The following is a 17374-nucleotide window of genomic DNA, read 5'->3' on the forward strand; positions in this document are numbered from 1 at the left end:
CGATCAGATCCGGTACCCCGCGCCCGGCACGGTGACGATCACCGGCGGTTCGCCGAGTTTGCGGCGCAGCGTCATCACCGTCACCCGCACCACGTTGGTGAACGGGTCGGTGTTCTCGTCCCACGCCTTTTCGAGCAACTGTTCGGCTGAGACCACCGTTCCCTCCGCGCGCATCAGCACCTCCAGCACCGCGAACTCCTTGGGCGCCAGCTGCACCTCCTCGCCGTCCCGTGAGACCTCGCGCCGCCCGGGGTCGAGCTTGATCCCGGACCGCTCCAGGACGGGCGGCAGCGCCGCTGTCGTACGCCGCCCCAGCGCCCGGACGCGGGCCGTCAGCTCGGAGAACGCGAACGGCTTGGGGAGATAGTCGTCCGCACCCAGCTCCAGGCCCTCCACGCGGTCGCTGACGTCGCCGGACGCGGTGAGCATCAGCACCCGGGTGGGCAGGCCCAGCTCCACGACGCGGCGGCAGACGTCGTCGCCGTGCACCAGCGGCAGGTCACGGTCGAGGACGACGACGTCGTAGTCGTTGATGTCGATGCGCTCCTGCGCCGCGGCGCCGTCGTAGACCACATCGACGGCCATGGCCTCCCTGCGGAGGCCCGTCGCCACGGCATCGGCGAGCAGCTGCTCGTCCTCGACGACGAGTACGCGCACAGCGCTTTTCCTTCCCTGTGGTGGTGCGGGGGTGTCCCCGGACGGAGCGGGGCGATGGTGCCTCCCATCCTGCCTCGGATGCCGGTAAACCGGCGGTAAGAGGCGAGGTGGGGGGCGCACCGAGGGGCAGGAAGGGAGCGGGCCGCTGAGCTTCGCGCCCGGCCGGGCGCGGAGCCGGACGGAGGGCCCGTGCGATTTTTTTCGCCCCGGTTGAGGTTTCTCTGAGGTTCTCGTTGGGGAGGACGTGAGCACCACCCGCGATCACGCCCCGTGCGCAGCGTGCCACAAGCCGCCGCTGACGCAGCCCGGGGACCACGCCGTGACCGGGCCCGGCACCACAAACCCTCGGCACACCCGTGCCACCGACCCGCGACGAGGGGGCACATCATGGACGCGTTCACCGCAGGCATCCTGCAGCGCATAAGGACCACGGAGTCCGACCTGCACCGCGCACGTGAATCGGGCGACGACTTCCTCGTGGACGTCGAGCAGTCGGAGCTGGAAGACCTCCACCGACTCGCCGCCGAACACGGCGTGCAGGTCGCCTGACGACCCACACGCCCCACAGCACAGGGTGCGGCCCCCTCGGGGGCCGCACCTTTCGTGTGCCGGGACCGGGCCGAAAGCCTCGGCCGTGCCGGGCGACGAGCCGGAGGAGCCCGCTCGTGCCAGGCGCCGGACGAAGGCGCAGCCTCAGTCGTGCCAGGCGCCCAGGCGCTCCAGCAGGGGTTGCAGGACCTCGAAGACGCCCGGAGAGGCGGCGAGGGTCAAATCGCCGTCGGCCGGCCGGCCGGGGCGGCCGCCCGTCAGGGCGCCCGCCTCCCGTGCGACGAGGTCGCCCGCCGCCAGGTCCCAGGGGTTGAGGCCGCGCTCGTAGTAGCCGTCCAGCCGGCCTGTCGCCACGTCGCACAGGTCGATGGCGGCGGAGCCGCCACGACGGATGTCGCGCACCTGCGGCACCAGTTCCCTGACGACGGCCGCCTGGGCGGCGCGCCGCTCGGCGATGTAGCCGAAGCCGGTGCCGACCAGGGCCTGGTCCAGCGGCGGGGAGGGACGGCAGCGCACCGGGCGGCCGTTCAAAAAGGCGCCCTCCCCCAGGACGGCGTGCCAGGTCTCACCCCTGACGGGGGCCGCCACGACGCCCACGACCCGCTCGCCCCGGTACTCGGCGGCGATGGAGACGGACCAGTCGGGCCTCCCGTAGAGATAGTTGACGGTGCCGTCCACCGGGTCGATCACCCAGCGAACCCCGGAGGTGCCCGCACTGGAGGCACCCTCCTCGCCGAGGAAACCGTCCTGCGGCCGGTGCTCGGACAGGTATCCGGTGATCAGCTTCTCGGAGGCGAGGTCCATCTCGGTGACCACGTCGATGGGGCTCGTCTTGGTCGCGGCCACCCCCAGGTCGGCGGGGCGGCCGTCCCGCAGGAGGGCCCCCGCGCGCTCGGCGGCCTCCCGGGCGAGGGCGAGCAGCTGGGCCTTCAGCGCGTCGTCAGCGGCCTCGGGGGCGGACTGCGGCGTCTCAGTCACGTGTTCTTCCGCTCCTGTCGTACGTGAGTACGGTCTCGGGTGGTCGGTCCGTACGCTTTTCTGCCGGACGCACGGGTCTGCCGGACGCACGGGTTCCCGTCCGACGTACGGGCTCCCGTCCGACGCACGGGCTCCCGTCCGGCGTACGGGCTCCGTCGGACGCGCGGTCTTCCCTCGTGCGCACCGGCCGGGCGGGCCGTGCGGGCCCGCCCGGCGGGTCAGAACGCGGGCGCGTCGGCGCCGGCCGCGGCCGGCTTGGGCGTGCGGGCCGGGCAGCAGCCGACGGGGCACAGGTCGTGGCTCGGGCCGAGCGCGCCCAGCGCGCACCGCACGGGAGCCTGACCCCGCTCGGTCGCGGCCCGTTCCAGCACCAGGTCGCGGACGGCGGCGGCGAAGCGCGGGTCCGCGCCGACGGTGGGCGAGCGGCGAGCCGGCAGGCCCAACTCCGCCGCCTTGGCCATGGCCTCGGTGTCCAGGTCGTAGAGGACCTCCATGTGGTCGGAGACGAAGCCGATGGGCACCATCACGGCGGCGGGCACACCCTCGCCATGCAGCTCTTCGAGGTGGTCGCAGATGTCGGGCTCCAGCCACGGCACGGACGGCGGGCCGCTGCGCGACTGGTAGACGAGGCTGCGGGGGTGCGCCGTACCGGTGCGCTCCCGCACCGCCTCCGTGATCACGGCGGCGACGTCGAGGTGTTCCGCCACGTAGGCGCCGCCGTCGCCGTGAGCCTCGGGAGGGCCCGAGGTGTCGGCGGCGGCTGTGGGGATGGAGTGGGTGCAAAAGGCCAGGTGGGCGCCGGAGCGGACGTCCTCGGGGAGCTCGGCGAGCGCAGCCACCACCCCGTCGGCCACGGGTTCGACGAAGCCGGGGTGGTTGAAGTAGTGGCGCAGCTTGTCCACGCGGGGTACCTCCAGGCCCTCGGCGCGCAGGGTGGCCAGCGACTCGGCGAGGTTCTCGCGGTACTGGCGGCACCCCGAGTAGGAGGCGTAGGCGCTGGTCGTCAGCGTCAGGACGCGCCGGTGCCCGTCGCGGACGATCTGACGCAGCGCGTCGGTCAGATACGGCGCCCAGTTCCGGTTGCCCCAGTAGACCGGCAGGTCGAGACCGTGCCCGGCGAAGTCCTCGCGGAGCGCCTGGAGCAGCGCGCGGTTCTGCGCGTTGATCGGGCTGACCCCGTCGAAGAGGTAGTAGTGGCGGCCCACCTCTTCGAGGCGCTCGCGGGGGATTCCGCGCCCCCGGGTGACGTTCTCCAGGAACGGAACGACGTCGTCGACCCCTTCGGGACCGCCGAAGGAGAGCAGCAGAAGTGCGTCGTAAGGGGCCGGGGAGGCGTCCCGCTCTGGGGCGGGTGATGCGGTGGGCAGCGCGTCGGACATGTCTCGATCCTGCCATCCTGCGCACCGAGCGGGCGGGCGCCCTCCCGTCCGCGACGCGGGCGCCCCCGTCCACCCGGCAGCCGGCGCCCGCGGCCTCCACTGCCCCGAGGAGCGCACGAGAGCCGTGAGTATGATCCCACTCCAACTTGTGGGGCGGCCGGGGCGTGTGACCCGGCTACCGCCGGCCGGGCAACCGGCCGGTGCCGCGGCGAGAGGGGACGGGCAGTGACGAGCGTGCGGTCAGCGAACAGCCGAGCGGCCACCTGGCGGAACTGGGCGGGCAACGTGACCGCCTCGCCCCAGCGGACGGTCTCCCCCTCGTCGACGGAGGCCCTCGCCGAGGTGGTGCGCCGGGCCGCCGACGACGGCCTGCGGGTCAAGGCGGCCGGTACAGGCCACTCGTTCACGGCCGCCGCCGCCACGGACGGGGTGCTGATACGTCCCGAACGACTGACCGGGATACGGCGGATCGACCGGGAGGCGGGCACGGTCACCGTCGCGGCGGGCACCCCCCTCAAAGCGCTGAACGCGGCGCTGGCCGCACGGGGTCTGTCGCTGACGAACATGGGCGACGTCATGGAGCAGACCGTCTCGGGGGCCGTCAGCACCGGAACACACGGCACGGGGCGCGACTCGGCCTCTGTCGCGGCCCAGATCAGGGAGCTGGAGCTGGTGCTGGCGGACGGCTCGGTCACGCGCTGCTCGGCCGAGGGGACCGGACAGGAGCGCGCGCTCTTCGACGCCGCCCGCGTGGGTCTCGGAGCGCTCGGGGTGATCACCGAGGTGACCTTCGGGGTGGAGCCGGAGTTCCTGCTCACGGCGCGCGAGGAACCGATGCCGTTCGACCGGGTGATCACCGAGTTCGACCAGCTGGTGGCCGAGAACGAGCACTTCGAGTTCTACTGGTTCCCCCACACCGACAGCTGCAACACCAAGCGCAACAACCGCAGCACGGGTCCGGCGGCTCCCCTTCCTCGGATGCGCGGCTGGGTCGACGACGAACTGCTCTCCAACGGCGTCTTCCAGGCCGTCTGCGCGCTCGGCAAGGCGGTGCCCGCCACCGTGCCCGGCATCGCGCGCGTCTCCAGCCGCGCCCTGTCGGCCCGTACGTACACCGACATCCCCTACCGGGTCTTCACCAGCCCGCGCCGCGTGCGGTTCGTGGAGATGGAGTACGCCGTCCCGAGGGCCGCGCTCACCGGCGCGCTGCGGGAGCTCAAGTCGCTGGTGGAACGGTCCGGCTTCCGGGTGAGCTTTCCCGTGGAGGTGCGCACGGCGCCGGCGGACGACATCCCGCTGTCGACCGCGGGCGGGCGCGACACGGCGTACGTGGCCGTGCACATGTACCGGGGCACGCCCCACGAGGCGTACTTCAGCGCCGTCGAGCGCATCATGACCGCGCACGCAGGGCGGCCGCACTGGGGAAAGCTGCACAGCAGGGACGCCGCGTACCTCGCGGGCGTGTACCCGAGGTTCACCGAGTTCACCGCCCTGCGCGACCGGCTCGACCCCGACCGCGTCTTCGCCAACCCCTACCTGCGGCGGGTACTGGGCGAGTGAGGACCGGGCCGTGAGCGCCGACCGCGCACGGCCGTCGGCCTGCCAACGGGCCGTGCCCCCTTCCGTCGAGGGGTGCACGGCCCGTTCTTCCTTGGGGGCCGTCTCGGAACAGCCCTCGGAGCGGAGGCCCTTGTTCAGCCCTGACCGCCGGCTCCCGGCTGTGCGCCCTGGGGCAGCCGGCCCGCGCCGGAGCCGTCCGAACCGTTGCCGGAGTCCGCACCGCCTTCACCGCCGTCCTGGCTGTCGGAGCCACCGGAGTCACCGGGCGTGGTCTCGGTGTCACCGTCGCCGTTTCCGGAGCCGTCCGTCTGGCTCGGCCGGGGCTCGGAAGGGTCGGAGGTCGGCGTCGACTTGTCGGTGTCCTGCGGGCCGGGCGCTTCGCTGTGCTCGTCGCCACGGTCACCGGGGTCGGTGGAGGGCTGGGAGTCCTCGGGCGTCGGAGTCGGGCTCTCGCCGTTCTCCGACTGGTCGGGCTCCGGAGTGGCGGGCGGCGCGTCCGGGCTGCCGTCACCGGATGAGCCGTGTCCATGACGGAAGACGTCGCTGATGGAGGTGCCCTTGTCACCGGAGACCGAGTGCCCCGAGATCGCCTCGTACAGCGTGATGCCGCCGATCGCGATCACGAACACCACCACGGCGGGCATCAGCGTGCGCCGCCAGCCGCGCCACTTGGTGCCGTGGGTCGTCGCGTCGGTGAACTCCCCGTTCGCGGGCGGCCCGTCGGGGCCCGATGCGCGGGACGGCCGCTCGGCGGCGCCCAGCACCCGCGTCGCGTCGTCGCCCGGCAGCGCGCGGGTGGCGTCCCCGGATCCGTACTGGCGGGGCAGCGCCCGGGTCGCGTCCGCGTCCGCGGCACCGGCACCGTACTGGCGACGCAGCGCGCGCGTCGCCTCGTCGGGCCGCTCGCCCTCGGCCGGCCTGCCGGTCCGCAGGGCACGCGTGACCTGATCGACGCTGAGGGCGTGCGTGGCGTCGTCGCTGCCGCGCCCGGCCCCGACTGTGCCGGCTGCGGAACCGCTCTCGCCCGGCGCGGCCGGAAGCAGCCGAGTGGCCCCGGACTCCTGGAGCGCCTCCGCGTTGTGGACGGCCTGAGCGGTGTGGTGGCCCTCGTCGTCCTTCCAGTCGGGCGCCGGGTCCCGTACGGGCACCTGGCGGGCCTTCGGCGGGACCGTGACGTCCTTGATCTGCTTGCCGGTCCTGCTGAAGAAGTGCTGGAAGATCGGGCCGCCGCTGGTGGCGACGAGGCTCATCACCCCGGCGCCCAGGAAGGTGCCGTAGACGCCCAGCTGGCCCGCGGCGAACGCGGCGACGACCGCGGCCACGGCGCTGCCCAGCACCTGCGCCAGGCTCAGATTGAGCTTGCTGTCACCCTTGCTCTCTTCCCGTTCCGGATCAGGCCGTTCCGGAACACGTCCGTGATCCCGGTAGCCGGTCATGGGGTGGTTGTCCTTCTTGTCCATTTACCGCCCTTGATCGCACACTCCAACCACTGTGCACGAATAGGGGACTTTCAGGGGAGGCCAGAGGTTCCATTTCGGGTGGTTCTGTGACGCTTCCCACCCCCGTATCCAGGCCAAATGGATTCTTTGGGCGTCAACTCCCTTACTCGCGAGCAACTTCGGTGGCGCGGCGGTCCACCCGGATGGCACTAATGGAGTAGTGTGACGAGCCCTGGTCTCGGTTCTGACCCGGCGCCGAATGCACACGGTGACCACCTCGGCCACCGTGCGTTGTGAGGAGGTAACCGTGCCGTAGCGGCGGTTCCGGGTGGTTCCGTAGGATCGAACAGCGATCTGAACACTGCCTCGGACCCCGAGGAAGTCGGCAAGGTTGTGGCAGGCTGCACCCGGGCAGGCCACACTCGTCTAGCGGGAGCAGCGACGCACGTGACGTCGGCAGGCACCACCCGGGAGGTTCCCATGCCCGAACTGCGTGTCGTGGCCGTCAGCAACGACGGCACACGACTGGTGCTCAAGGCTGCCGACAGCACGGAATACACGCTTCCGATCGACGAGCGGCTGAGAGCCGCCGTCAGAAACGACCGCGCGCGGCTCGGCCAGATCGAGATCGAGGTCGAGAGCCACCTGCGGCCGCGCGACATCCAGGCGCGTATACGAGCCGGTGCCTCCGCTGAGGAGGTCGCGTCCCTCGCGGGCATCCCGGTCGACCGCGTGCGCCGGTTCGAGGGCCCCGTGCTCGCCGAGCGCGCGTTCATGGCCGAGCGCGCCCGCAAGACACCCGTGCGCCGTCCCGGCGAGAACGCCGGACCCCAGCTCGGCGAGGCCGTCAGCGAGCGCCTGCTGCTGCGCGGCGCCGACAAGGAGTCCGTCCACTGGGACTCCTGGCGACGCGACGACGGCACCTGGGAGGTCCTGCTCGCCTACCGCGTCGCGGGCCAGCCCCACTCCGCGACCTGGACCTATGACCCGCCGCGCCGCCTCGTACAGGCCGCCGACGACGAGGCGCGGGCGCTGATCGGCGAGACGGACGACACACCGGAGCCCAGCTTCCCGTTCGTGCCGCGCATCGCCAGGCTGCCCAGGGAGCGGACCGACCGTTCGGAGCGCACCGAGCGCGGAGAGCGGTTCGGGCGGCCCGAGCTGGAGCCCGCCTCTCTCTCCCCCGCGCCGGGCGACGAGGACGACCAGCCGTCCGCAGCGGACGAGCCCGCCGTCGGCCCGGACTCGCTGACCAGCCTGCTGGAGGCGGTGCCCAGCTTCCGGGGCGACCTGGTCGTCCCCGAGCAGTCCCCGGGCCACGAGGACGCGGCGGCGTCCGCTGCCTCGACGGTCCCGGACGCGGAAGAGGAGACGGAGAGCGAGCAGGCCGAGGAGCCCGAGGTGGTCGAGCCGCCGGCTCCCGCCGCCAGCGCCGGGTCGGCCTACGCGGACGTGCTGATGCCGCGGTCGGTGGGCGCCCACCGCGACCGGCTCAAGGGCACCACCGACCGCCAGGCGGAAGCGGACGGCGTCCGGCCGGGGCGCCGGGCCGCCGTGCCCAGCTGGGACGAGATCGTCTTCGGCACGCGCCGCAAGAAGGAGTAGCGCCGCCGCCTCTCGTCGCCGCGGCCCCCGCCCGCACTTGCCGGTGCGGGGGCGCCGGACCCGGCCGTCCGGCGCCCCCGCATCGCTGCCGCGCGCCGTGCTCGGATGCGCGGGTGCCGTCCTTTGCCCGGGCGCGAGCGGTGCGCGGGCCTCAGCCGCGTTCGGGGCCCGTCGCCACCGGCCTGCGGGACTCCGCCGTCCACTCGCTCCAGGAGCCGACGTAGAGGGCCGCGTCGATGCCGGCGAGGTGGAGGGCGAGGACCTCCTGGGCGGCGGAGACACCGGAGCCGCAGTAGACACCGACCTCGGCTCCCGGGGTGGCGCCCAGCGCCTCGAAGCGTTCGGTGAGGGCGTGCGGGGAGCGGAAGGTGCCCGCGTCGGTGAGGTTCTCCGTGGTGGGGGCCGAGACGGCGCCCGGGATGTGCCCCGCGACCGGGTCCAGGGGCTCGACCTCGCCGCGGTAGCGCTCCGCGGCGCGGGCGTCCATGAGGATCCCGTGGCGGGCCAGCGCCGCCGCCTCGTCGGCGTCCAGCGTGGGCATGCCGCCGGGCGAGGGCGTGAAGTCGCCGGGATCCGGGTCGGGCGTGCCGGTGCTCAGCGGGTTTCCCGCGGCCTCCCAGGCGGCGAGGCCGCCGTCCAGGACGCGGACGTCGGGGTGCCCGGCCCAGCGCAGCAGCCACCAGCAGCGCGCCGCCGCCCAGCCGCCGCCCAGGCCTCCGGCGTCGTAGACCACGACGGGGCGGCCGCTGCTGACGCCCGCACGGCGCATGGCGGCGCCGAAGACGTCGAGGGAGGGCAGCGGATGGCGTCCGGTGCCCGCGGCGGGCTTGGCGGCCAGCTCGCTCTCCAGGTCGATGTAGACGGCACCGGGAAGGTGGCCCTGCTGGTACAGCGGCAGCCCTGGGGGGTCGCCCGGCTTGTACCGCACGTCGAGCAGCACGGGTGCGGACCCGGCGGCGAGATCGCTCGCGAGCGTGGCTGCGGAGATGATGGCTGTCATGGCGCCATCTTCGCGCACCGGATGGACTGCGGCCCGGCGGGTTCCGGGACGGCACACGGATCGGGGATTCTCGCCCCGAAGCGGAGAAAAGCGGCGCGGCCGGGGAGCGCGGCGCGACAGGTGGTGACAGCATCTGCACTGAGCGAGTAGTCACGAAGCCCCGGCAAGGACGCCGGGGCAGCACTTCCACCCGTACGACCGCATCGATGATGGTCAAGGAGCGAAGCAGATGACCGAGGCAGCGACTCGGCTACGTCACACCCCTGGGGCGCCCGCGTGGGCGAGCCTCATGGTGGACGGGCTGGACGTCGGCAAAGAGTTCTACCAGGGGTTGTTCGGCTGGGAGTTCCGCACGGGGCCCCAGCAGCTCGGCCCGTACGTGCGCGCGGTCGCGGGTGGCCACGAGGTGGCGGGGCTGGGGAAGAAGGCGGACGGGCGGCAGGTGCCGGTCGCGTGGCTGCCGTATCTGGCGAGCACCGACGCCGACGAGACGGCGGCCGCCGTGCGTTCGTACGGCGGGACGGTGGCGGTGGGGCCGCTGGACGCGGAGACGGCCGGGCGGATGGCCATCGCCTCCGACCCCCTCGGCGCCCCCTTCGGCGTGTGGCGGGACGCGCACTACCCGGGCCTGGGCACGGCCCCGCTGGGCACGTTGGGGGCACCCGTCTGGTTCGAGCTGGTCACCCGGGAGACGAGCCCGGTGGTCAAGTTCTACCAGGCGGTGTTCGGTTACGAGGCGAAGGCCGTCGAGGCACCGGGCTTCGACTATCTGACGCTCTACGCGGACGGGCAGCCGGTGGCCGGAATCCACGGGGTGGGCGACGCGCTGCCCAGGGACCGGGGGCCGCACTGGCGCACGTACTTCGCGGTGGAGGACCCGGACGCCGTGGCACGGCACGCGGGCGAGCTGGGCGGACGGGTGGTGCGCGGTCCTGACGACTCCCCGTACGGACGGCTGGCGACGCTCGCGGACCCGGAGGGCGCGCACTTCAGCGTCATCAGGCCCGTGGCGATGGAGGGCTGATCCAGGCGGCGGGGGCCTGCTCAGCGCCGTGGTGGCGGTGCCGGTGGCGTCGCGGCCTCGTCCACGGGCAGCACGTCGGGCGAGAGCGTCCCGGCCCCCGCCGAGGCCGCCGTCAGCCGCCTGCGGTGGTGGCGCCTGCACAGCACCTCGTAGCCGACCTCTCCGCTGAGTTCGCCCACGTCGCCGACGACGACCTGGGCACCCTCGACCACCATGCGGCCGCCGACCGTGCGCGCGTTGTGCGTGGCGCGCGCCCCGCACCAGCACAGCGCCTCCACCTGGAGCGTCTCGAGCCGGTCGGCGAGCTCCATCAGCCGCCTGGAGCCGGGGAAGAGGTGGGTGCGGAAGTCGGTGGCGATGCCGAAGGCGTAGACGTCGATGCCCAGTTCGTCGACCACGCGGGCGAGCTGTTCGACCTGCTCGGGCGCGAGGAACTGGGCCTCGTCGACGATCACGTAGTCGGTGCGTCCGCCCGCGGTGAGGTGCCTGACCAGGTGCTGCTGGAAGTTGAGGTCCTCGGCCACCTCGACGGCCTCGGCGACCAGGCCGAGGCGGGAGGAGAGCTTGCCCTCGCCCGCGCGGTCGTCCCGTGTGAAGATCATGCCGTTGAGCCCGCGCGCCGAGCGGTTGTGCTCGATCTGGAGGGCGAGCGTGCTCTTCCCGCAGTCCATCGTTCCGGAGAAGAACACCAGCTCTGGCATGGGGGGTACGGCCTTTCCTCGGGGCGGGCAACGGCTCGGGGGCGGGCAGCGGCCCTCGCGGGCGGATTCTCGCAGGCGGGTGCCGCGCGGGCTACGTGGGGCACACCCTCAGGTGCGGACCTCGAGGAGCGGGACGAGCTGCTCGGCGGGGGTCGCCGAGCCGTGCATGCCGATCAGCTCGGACTCCTTGGGTTCCCGGCGGGTGGCGACGATGGCGATGTCGTCGCGCATCGCCGCGACGACGTCGCCGATCCTGCCGCTGACGCGCGGCTCGACCACAGGGCCGAACCAGCCGAGCTCGACGGCCTCCTGCCTGGTCGCCACCCACGCCTGCTCGGCGAGCACTTCACGCCACACGGCGTGGACGTCGCCCGCCGCGCCGGGGACGGCGTAGACATGGCGCATCCGGCCCTCGCCGCCCAGCTGGCGGACGCCGGCGCCGAGCTCCCAGTCCTCGTCGAAGTCGAGGCGCGCCTCGGGGCGTTGCGGGATGTCCACCATGCCGTGGTCGGCGGTGATGTAGAGCGCCGAGCGGGGCGGCAACTGTTCGGCGAGGCGTCTGGCGAGGCGGTCCACGTGGGAGAGCTGGCCGCGCCAGGCGTCCGAGTCCATGCCGTAGCGGTGTCCGTTGCCGTCCAGCTCCGCGTAGTAGGTGTAGACGAGTGCGCGGTCGGACGCGGCGAGGCGTGCGGCGGCCAGGTCCATGCGGTCCTCGGCGGCCAGCCGGCCGAGGAAGGTTCCGCCTGACAGGGCGACCTTGGTGAGCGGGGTGTGCTCGAAGTGCGGGGCCGTCACCTGGCAGGAGGCCACTCCGGCGGCCTCGGCCTGCTGGAAGACGGTGGGGTAGGGCTGCCACAGGTGCGGGTCGGTCCACGGCTGCCAGCGCAGCTGGTTCATGAGCTGTCCCGTGGCCGGGTCGAGCGCCGTGTAGCCGGGCAGCCCGTGCTCGCCGGGGACGCGTCCGGTGCCCACCGAGGCGAGGGAGGTCGCCGTGGTGGAGGGGAAGCCCGAGGTGATCGGCCCACCGGTGCCGTTCGCCGATCTTGGCAGCAGGGAGGTGAGGAAGGGGGCCTGCTCGGGATGGGCTCTGAGCGCCTCCCAGCCCATGCCGTCCACCAGGAAGACGCAGGCACGGTCGGCGGGCTCCAGCGGCAGCCCCGCGCTCATGCCGGGGACGCCGAGCCCTGCCGCGACGGAGGGCAGCAGGTCGGCGAGGGAGCCGGCGCCGTAGCGGGGCACGGGGGCCGTGCGCGGGTCCAGCGGTGCGTCCGCCGGCACGGCGTCGTGCGGTGCCGCGGGGTAGGCGTGGGGGGTGCTCTCCGGGGTCACTGCGAGGGTCCGACCCGGGTGCCCGCGCTACCGGCGGTGGCCTCGGACAGCGCCTGCGCGAAGGCGAGGGTCTGACGGACGGTGTCGGGTCCGTCTCCCGCCTCGCTGACCCGCAGCGAGAGGTCGTCGGCCGTGGCCGAGCCCGTGTAGCCGTGGTCCGCCTCGCAGTTGGGGTCGCCACAGGTGGCGGGCTCCATATCGAGACGGGAGACGGCGCCCCAGCCGATGGTCAGCACCACCTCGCGGGGCAGGGTGCCGGGGGTGTAGGACTCGGGGTTGGCCACGACGCGGGAGAGCACGACGGAGGAGATCCGCTCCAGTTTCACCGACTCGGTCGACGTCGTCGCGTAGGGCGACGGAGACGTGCCGTCCGCGGCCTGCTCGTCGGTGTGACTGACGAGGAAGCGGGTGCGGGTGAGCACCAGCACCGTGACGTGACGGCGCACCTCGTTGGAGTCGAACGTGGTCTCCTGATGCACAAGATAGGAGGCCACGGGCTCTCCGCCCACCGCCGCCTCGACGGCCTCGGCCACGAGAGCCGGGTAGTAACCGCTGCGCTCGATCGCCTCGCGCAGCCCCTGGGTCGTCGTACCGGTCTTCGCCATGACAGCCATCCTACGGGGCCGTACGGCGGCGCAGACCCGCCCGTTCCCCCCGTACGCACACCCCCGGGGCGGGTCAGTACGCCGGGAGCCTGCGCGCCCCCAGGTCGGGACGCAGCCCCGGGTCGGCGACGCGGACCGCGGCGCCCAGCACCGTCACGCCCCGCGGGGCGACCACCACCGGATCGAGTTCCACGGCCAGCACCTGGGGATGGTCGTCCATCAGCAGGGAGACCCGCAGCAGCACCTCCTCCAGCGCGGCGGTGTCCGAGGGTTCGGCGCCGCGCCAGCCGAACAGCAGCGGCGCGGAGCGGATGCCGCGCACCAGGGCGGCGGCCTCCTTGTCCGTGACGGGTACCAGCCGGTGCGCGGTGTCCTCCAGCAGGTCGGAGGCGGTACCCGCCAGCCCGAAGGAGAGTACGGCGCCGATGGCCGGATCGAGGGTCCCCCGGATGACGGTGCCGACGCCGCGGGGGGCCATCGCCTGGACGACCGGGCGCAGCTGGTCGGGGGTGCCCAGCGCGTCGGTCAGCTCCGCGTAGGCGCGCCGCAGCCCGGCCTCTCCCGCGATGTCCAGCCGTACCCCTCCCAGGTCGGCGCGGTGCCGCAGGTGCGGGGCCGTGGTCTTGAGGGCGACCGGGTAGCCGAGGCGGTCGGCCGCCAGGGCAGCCGCGTCGGCGTCGGGCGCGGGGAGCGCGGGCCGTACGTGGATCCCGTAGCAGTCGAGCAGCCGGGAGGTCTCCTCGTCGGTCAGGGCGCGCCCGCGGTCGGGGGCCCGCGGCGTCGCGCGGTCCAGCAGCTGCGCGGCGGCGGCCTCGTCGGCGTCGAGGTCGGGAACCTTGCCCGGCGCCCCCGACTCGGCCCGCCACCGGGAGTGGCGCACCGCCTCGGCCAGGGCGCGGGACGCGCGTTCCGGCGTCGGGTAGGAGGGCAGGCCGCGCGCGGCCAGAGCTTTCTGCAGCCCTTCCATCGCCAGGTGCACGACGGCGACCGGCTTGCGCCAGGCACCCTCGTGCGCGGCCACCGCGTCCGCCGCCTCCCGCAGCGCGTCGGCGAGGGCCTCGATGTGGCCGTCGGGCGGGGCGTCCGCCTGGCGGGTTCCGGTGCGGCCCGGCAGTTCGGCGGGGACGGTGGGCACGACGGTGAGCAGCACCGCGTCGGTGGCCGCGTCCGCGAGCGCCTCGCGCAGCGCCCGGCCGAAGTCGCCGGGTCCCGCGCCGCCCGGCAGCGCCACCACGGGGCGGGGGCGGAGGCCGTCGTTGAGGCAGGCGTCGTAGGTCAGCAGGCTCATCGCGTCGGTGTTGCCGAGGATGCCGACGTGCGGGCCCGCGGGCGGCGGCTGGTCGGCGAGGAGCACTCCGGTGTCGATCAGCTCGGTGAAGCTGTCGACCATCAGCACGCCTGCCTGGCGCAGCAGGGCCTGGACGGTCGCGTCGGGGGTACGGGAGGCGGGCACGGCGTGTCCCGGCGGGGGCGCACTGCCGCGCTGCCTGGCGCCCTTGACGACGACGAGGGGTTTGCGGGCCGCGGTGCGCCGGGCGAGGCGGGTGAACTTGCGCGGGTTGCCGATCGACTCCAGGTACATCAGGACGACGTCGGTGTCGGGATCCTCGTCCCAGTGCTGGAGCAGGTCGTTGCCGGAGACGTCGGCGCGGTTGCCGGCGGAGACGAAGGAGGAGGGGCCGATTCCGCGCCGGTCGAGCCCGTCGAGGAGGGCGATGCCGATGGCTCCCGACTGGGTGAAGACGCCGATGCGGCCCCGCGCGGGCATCCGGATGGAGGGCGTCGCGTTCAGCGCTACCTCGGGGGAGGTGTTGATGAGACCGAGGGCGCCGGGGCCGATGAGCCGCATGCCGTAGGAGCGGGCGAGCCGCACCAGGGCGCGCTGCTCGTCGCGTCCGACGCCCTCGGAGAGCACGACGAGCCCCTGGAGCGCCGCTTGGCCGCACTCCCTGACCGCGCGTTCGAGCTGCTCGGCGGGGACGGCGAGGACGGCCAGGTCGACGCGCTCGGGCAGGTGCCGCACGGAGCTGTAGGCGGGCACTCCGGCCAGTTCCGCCGGCCCTTCGGGGTCGAGCGCGTGGTTGACGGCGTACAGGCGTCCGGTGAAACCGCCGGTGCTCAGGCTGCCCAGTGCCGCGCGCCCGGCGCCGCCGGGGCTGCGGCTGGCGCCGATGACGACGACCGCGCCGGGGGCCAGCAGCCGGGCGACGGAGCGGGCCTCGGCGCGCTGTTCGCGGGCCTGCATCACGGCCAAGGAGCGCTCGGTGGGCTCCAGGTCGAGGGTGAGGTGGACGGAGCCGTCCTCGAAGCTGCGCTTCTGGGAGTATCCGGCGTCCGTGAACACCTTGATCATCTTGTTGTTGGCGGGCAGCACCTCGGCGGCGAAGCGGCGGATGCCGCGCTCCCTGGCGACGGCCCCGATGTGTTCGAGGAGCGCGGAGGCCACTCCCCTGCCCTGCTGGTCGTCGCGGACCAGGAAGGCGACCTCGGCCTCGTCGGCGGGTTCGCTCGCGGGGCGGCCGAGCGGGTCGATGCGGTCGTAGCGGACGGTGGCGATGAACTCCCCGCGGATCGTCGCCGCGAGGCCGACCCGGTCGACGTAGTCGTGGTGCGTGAAGCGGCGCACGTCACGGTCGGACAGCCGCGGGTAGGGAGCGAAGAACCGGTAGTACTTCGACTCGTCGGAGACCTGCTCGTAGAAGCTGACCAGGCGTTCCGCGTCGTCGGGGGTGATGGGGCGTACCTGCGCCGTACCGCCGTCACGCAGGACGATGTCCGCTTCCCAGTGGGTCGGGTAGGCGCGCTCCTCGGGACTCGGCATGCGCTCAGCGTACGGCGGTGAGCGGGCTCACGGAGCTGTCGCGCGGTGCGTCGTATGGTCGCGGTACTACACAGACGACCGTGCGGTGCCCGAGGGCCGCCGTGCGAGACTGGTCTAGACAACCTCACCGACTCGAAGGGCAACACCATGGTTGAGCGCCGCGTCACCGTCGGCTGGGCCGAGGGGCTGCACGCCCGCCCCGCCTCCATCTTCGTCCGTGCCGCCTCGGCCGCCGGCGTTCCGGTCACCGTGCGGAAGGCCGAGGGCAACCCCGTCAACGCGGCCTCCATGCTCGGCGTGCTCGGCCTGGGCGCCGAGGGCGGCGAGGAGATCGTCCTGGCCTCCGAGGCGGACGACGCCGAGGCGGCCCTCGACCGGCTCGCGAAGCTGGTCTCCGAGGGGCTGGAGGAGCTTCCGGAGACGGTCTGAGGACCCCCGCCGCGCGTCCGCGGTCGGTGGGGGCCCACGGACGCGGAACGCGACGCGCACGAGCCCCCGGCCCAGCAGGCCGGGGGCTCGTCGCATGCCCGCGAGTGCGCCGGAAGAGCGTCAGACCTTGACGCCGTGCTGGCGCAGGTAGGCGACCGGGTCGATGTCCGAGCCGTACTCCGGGCCCGAACGGGCCTCGAAGTGCAGGTGCGGACCCGAGGAGTTGCCGGTCGAACCCGACAGGGCGATCTGCTGGCCCGACTTCACGCTCTGGCCGACCGAGACCCCGATCGAGTTCAGATGGCCGTACTGCGTGTACGTGCCGTCCTTGTGCTTGATGACGATGTTGTTGCCGTAGGCACCGCCGTTGCCGGCCTCCACGACCTCGCCGGCGGCCACGGAGTGGACCGGGGTGTTCATACCGGCGTGGAAGTCGATACCGGTGTGGCTGCCGGACGACCACATGCCGCCGCCCTGCTTGTAGCCCGTGGAGACGTAGGAGCCCTCGACCGGCAGCACGTAGGCGTTGAGCTTCGCGCGCTCCGCGGCCCGCGCGGCCCTGACCTTGGCCTCGTGCTCCTTCTCCGCCTTCTCGGCGGCGGCCTCGCGCTTGGCCTCGTCGGCCTTCCGCTTCGCCTCGGCCTTCGCCTTGGCGGCCTCCTCCTTGGCCTCGGACTCGGCCTTCGCCTGCTCGGCCCTCAGCGCCTGGTCGTACGCCTGCTCATCCAGGGTGTCCGAGATGGGAGCGGCGAGAGCCTCGCGCAGCTGGGGGCTCTGCTGCAGATTGTTCTGGCCCTGCCCGCCGCCTGCGGCGAACGCGGGAGAGGCGATGGAGCCCACGACACCCACGGTGGCGAGGCCGGCGATGCCCGCCGCTCCCGCCGTGGCCCTGCGGGTCTTACTCGGGCGCCTGTGCTTCCCGGTGGCACGGGTGAACGCCATACGGAGGCGTACTCCTTTCCTTCCTTCTCGCCTACCGGGTTAGCTGACGGGTTCGGAGCAGGAAGGTCTCCTACGGGCCGCCTCTTTCCGAGGCCGTCCGATTCACCCCATGGGACAAGGTGGGTCCCCGGTCCCCCTCGGGCGGTTCCCTCGGGGATTCGGCGATCACCATCCGTCGGCCGCGGGTGCGGTCACTTCTGACGGACAGCGGCAACGACGCTAGACGGCGCCAACTCCGAGCAGCAAACGAATCCCTGGCTTTGTCATCTTCGCCACACTCCAACTCGCCACAACCGCAACAGAAACGGACATCACGAAGGGCCCGGAAGGAGCGATTCCTCCTCCCGGGCCCCACT

Annotated in this window: 15 protein-coding genes and 1 riboswitch; of the genes, 5 read left to right on the plus strand and 10 right to left on the minus strand. The window is 73.3% G+C overall.

What is annotated here, in order from left to right; translation table 11 throughout:
* Positions 1-3: 3 nt before the first annotated feature.
* Positions 4-657, minus strand: coding sequence for a response regulator transcription factor (locus tag DQ392_RS33165; RefSeq protein ID WP_114019405.1), 654 nt, complete (start codon positions 655-657; stop codon positions 4-6).
* Between the two features lie 387 nt (positions 658-1044).
* Between DQ392_RS33165 and DQ392_RS34705 the strand changes: the two genes are divergently transcribed.
* Positions 1045-1206 carry a hypothetical protein gene (locus DQ392_RS34705; protein WP_181856676.1) on the plus strand — a complete coding sequence of 54 codons (162 nt, stop codon included), beginning with the start codon at positions 1045-1047 and terminating at the stop codon, positions 1204-1206.
* Positions 1207-1350: 144 nt separating this feature from the next.
* Here DQ392_RS34705 and DQ392_RS33170 read toward each other — a convergent pair whose 3' ends face one another.
* Together DQ392_RS33170 and DQ392_RS33175 are read right to left on the minus strand one after the other, a co-directional pair.
* Positions 1351-2184: an inositol monophosphatase family protein gene (locus tag DQ392_RS33170; RefSeq protein WP_114019406.1), complete on the minus strand. Its 834-nt coding sequence runs from the start codon at positions 2182-2184 to the stop codon at positions 1351-1353.
* Between the two features lie 218 nt (positions 2185-2402).
* Positions 2403-3563, minus strand: a complete 1161-nt coding sequence (locus DQ392_RS33175; protein WP_114019407.1) for a ferrochelatase — start codon at positions 3561-3563, stop codon at positions 2403-2405.
* Between the two features lie 234 nt (positions 3564-3797).
* Between DQ392_RS33175 and DQ392_RS33180 the strand changes: the two genes are divergently transcribed.
* The gene (locus DQ392_RS33180) at positions 3798-5123 is read left to right on the plus strand and encodes a D-arabinono-1,4-lactone oxidase (protein WP_181856677.1); all 1326 of its coding nucleotides are present in this window, start codon (positions 3798-3800) and stop codon (positions 5121-5123) included.
* A 134-nt stretch (positions 5124-5257) separates the two neighbouring features.
* On the opposite strand, the gene DQ392_RS33185 is transcribed toward DQ392_RS33180, so the two are convergent.
* Positions 5258-6583 carry a hypothetical protein gene (locus DQ392_RS33185; protein ID WP_181856678.1) on the minus strand — a complete coding sequence of 442 codons (1326 nt, stop codon included), beginning with the start codon at positions 6581-6583 and terminating at the stop codon, positions 5258-5260.
* A gap of 459 nt (positions 6584-7042) precedes the next feature.
* Here DQ392_RS33185 and sepH point away from each other — a divergent pair, with 459 nt between their 5' ends.
* A complete protein-coding gene (gene sepH, locus DQ392_RS33190) occupies positions 7043-8167 on the plus strand; it encodes a septation protein SepH (RefSeq protein ID WP_114019409.1) in 1125 nt (374 codons plus the stop codon).
* 151 nt (positions 8168-8318) lie between these two features.
* On the opposite strand, the gene DQ392_RS33195 is transcribed toward sepH, so the two are convergent.
* Entirely contained in the window at positions 8319-9167 is an 849-nt protein-coding gene (locus DQ392_RS33195; protein WP_114019410.1) for a sulfurtransferase, read from the minus strand.
* 229 nt (positions 9168-9396) lie between these two features.
* Between DQ392_RS33195 and DQ392_RS33200 the strand changes: the two genes are divergently transcribed.
* Positions 9397-10191 (plus strand): VOC family protein, encoded by a 795-nt coding sequence (locus DQ392_RS33200; protein ID WP_114019411.1) that lies wholly within the window; start codon positions 9397-9399, stop codon positions 10189-10191.
* Positions 10192-10211: 20 nt separating this feature from the next.
* Here the strand turns inward: DQ392_RS33200 and DQ392_RS33205 are convergent, their stop codons facing one another.
* From DQ392_RS33205 to DQ392_RS33220, 4 genes are all read right to left on the minus strand, one after another.
* Positions 10212-10892, minus strand: coding sequence for a thymidine kinase (locus tag DQ392_RS33205; protein ID WP_114019412.1), 681 nt, complete (start codon positions 10890-10892; stop codon positions 10212-10214).
* Between the two features lie 108 nt (positions 10893-11000).
* Positions 11001-12221: an alkaline phosphatase family protein gene (locus DQ392_RS33210; RefSeq protein WP_425470689.1), complete on the minus strand. Its 1221-nt coding sequence runs from the start codon at positions 12219-12221 to the stop codon at positions 11001-11003.
* A complete protein-coding gene (locus DQ392_RS33215) occupies positions 12218-12826 on the minus strand; it encodes a DUF5998 family protein (protein WP_114019413.1) in 609 nt (202 codons plus the stop codon). The genes DQ392_RS33210 and DQ392_RS33215 overlap by 4 nt, the downstream gene beginning before the upstream one ends.
* Before the next feature lie 73 nt (positions 12827-12899).
* Positions 12900-15647 (minus strand): bifunctional acetate--CoA ligase family protein/GNAT family N-acetyltransferase, encoded by a 2748-nt coding sequence (locus DQ392_RS33220; protein WP_114019414.1) that lies wholly within the window; start codon positions 15645-15647, stop codon positions 12900-12902.
* 147 nt (positions 15648-15794) lie between these two features.
* On the opposite strand from DQ392_RS33220, the gene DQ392_RS33225 reads away from it, so the two are divergent.
* The gene (locus DQ392_RS33225) at positions 15795-16076 is read left to right on the plus strand and encodes an HPr family phosphocarrier protein (protein ID WP_114019415.1); all 282 of its coding nucleotides are present in this window, start codon (positions 15795-15797) and stop codon (positions 16074-16076) included.
* Between the two features lie 120 nt (positions 16077-16196).
* On the opposite strand, the gene DQ392_RS33230 is transcribed toward DQ392_RS33225, so the two are convergent.
* Positions 16197-17018 (minus strand): M23 family metallopeptidase, encoded by an 822-nt coding sequence (locus DQ392_RS33230; RefSeq protein WP_114019416.1) that lies wholly within the window; start codon positions 17016-17018, stop codon positions 16197-16199.
* A 14-nt stretch (positions 17019-17032) separates the two neighbouring features.
* A riboswitch (cyclic di-AMP (ydaO/yuaA leader) is annotated at positions 17033-17192 on the minus strand.
* Positions 17193-17374: the final 182 nt, after the last annotated feature.

This window comes from Streptomyces reniochalinae (assembly GCF_003323735.1).
GTDB lineage: Bacteria > Actinomycetota > Actinomycetes > Streptomycetales > Streptomycetaceae > Streptomyces > Streptomyces reniochalinae.

Excerpts from the sequence above, each read along its gene's own strand:
- DQ392_RS34705 (WP_181856676.1), top strand. The coding sequence starts at position 1,045 with ATGGACGCGTTCACCGCAGGCATCCTGCAGCGCATAAGGACCACGGAG.
- DQ392_RS33175 (WP_114019407.1), bottom strand. The coding sequence starts at position 3,563 with ATGTCCGACGCGCTGCCCACCGCATCACCCGCCCCAGAGCGGGACGCC.
- DQ392_RS33185 (WP_181856678.1), bottom strand. The coding sequence starts at position 6,583 with ATGGACAAGAAGGACAACCACCCCATGACCGGCTACCGGGATCACGGA.
- sepH (WP_114019409.1), top strand. The coding sequence starts at position 7,043 with ATGCCCGAACTGCGTGTCGTGGCCGTCAGCAACGACGGCACACGACTG.
- DQ392_RS33195 (WP_114019410.1), bottom strand. The coding sequence starts at position 9,167 with ATGACAGCCATCATCTCCGCAGCCACGCTCGCGAGCGATCTCGCCGCC.
- DQ392_RS33200 (WP_114019411.1), top strand. The coding sequence starts at position 9,397 with ATGACCGAGGCAGCGACTCGGCTACGTCACACCCCTGGGGCGCCCGCG.
- DQ392_RS33205 (WP_114019412.1), bottom strand. The coding sequence starts at position 10,892 with ATGCCAGAGCTGGTGTTCTTCTCCGGAACGATGGACTGCGGGAAGAGC.
- DQ392_RS33215 (WP_114019413.1), bottom strand. The coding sequence starts at position 12,826 with ATGGCGAAGACCGGTACGACGACCCAGGGGCTGCGCGAGGCGATCGAG.
- DQ392_RS33220 (WP_114019414.1), bottom strand. The coding sequence starts at position 15,647 with ATGCCGAGTCCCGAGGAGCGCGCCTACCCGACCCACTGGGAAGCGGAC.
- DQ392_RS33225 (WP_114019415.1), top strand. The coding sequence starts at position 15,795 with ATGGTTGAGCGCCGCGTCACCGTCGGCTGGGCCGAGGGGCTGCACGCC.
- DQ392_RS33230 (WP_114019416.1), bottom strand. The coding sequence starts at position 17,018 with ATGGCGTTCACCCGTGCCACCGGGAAGCACAGGCGCCCGAGTAAGACC.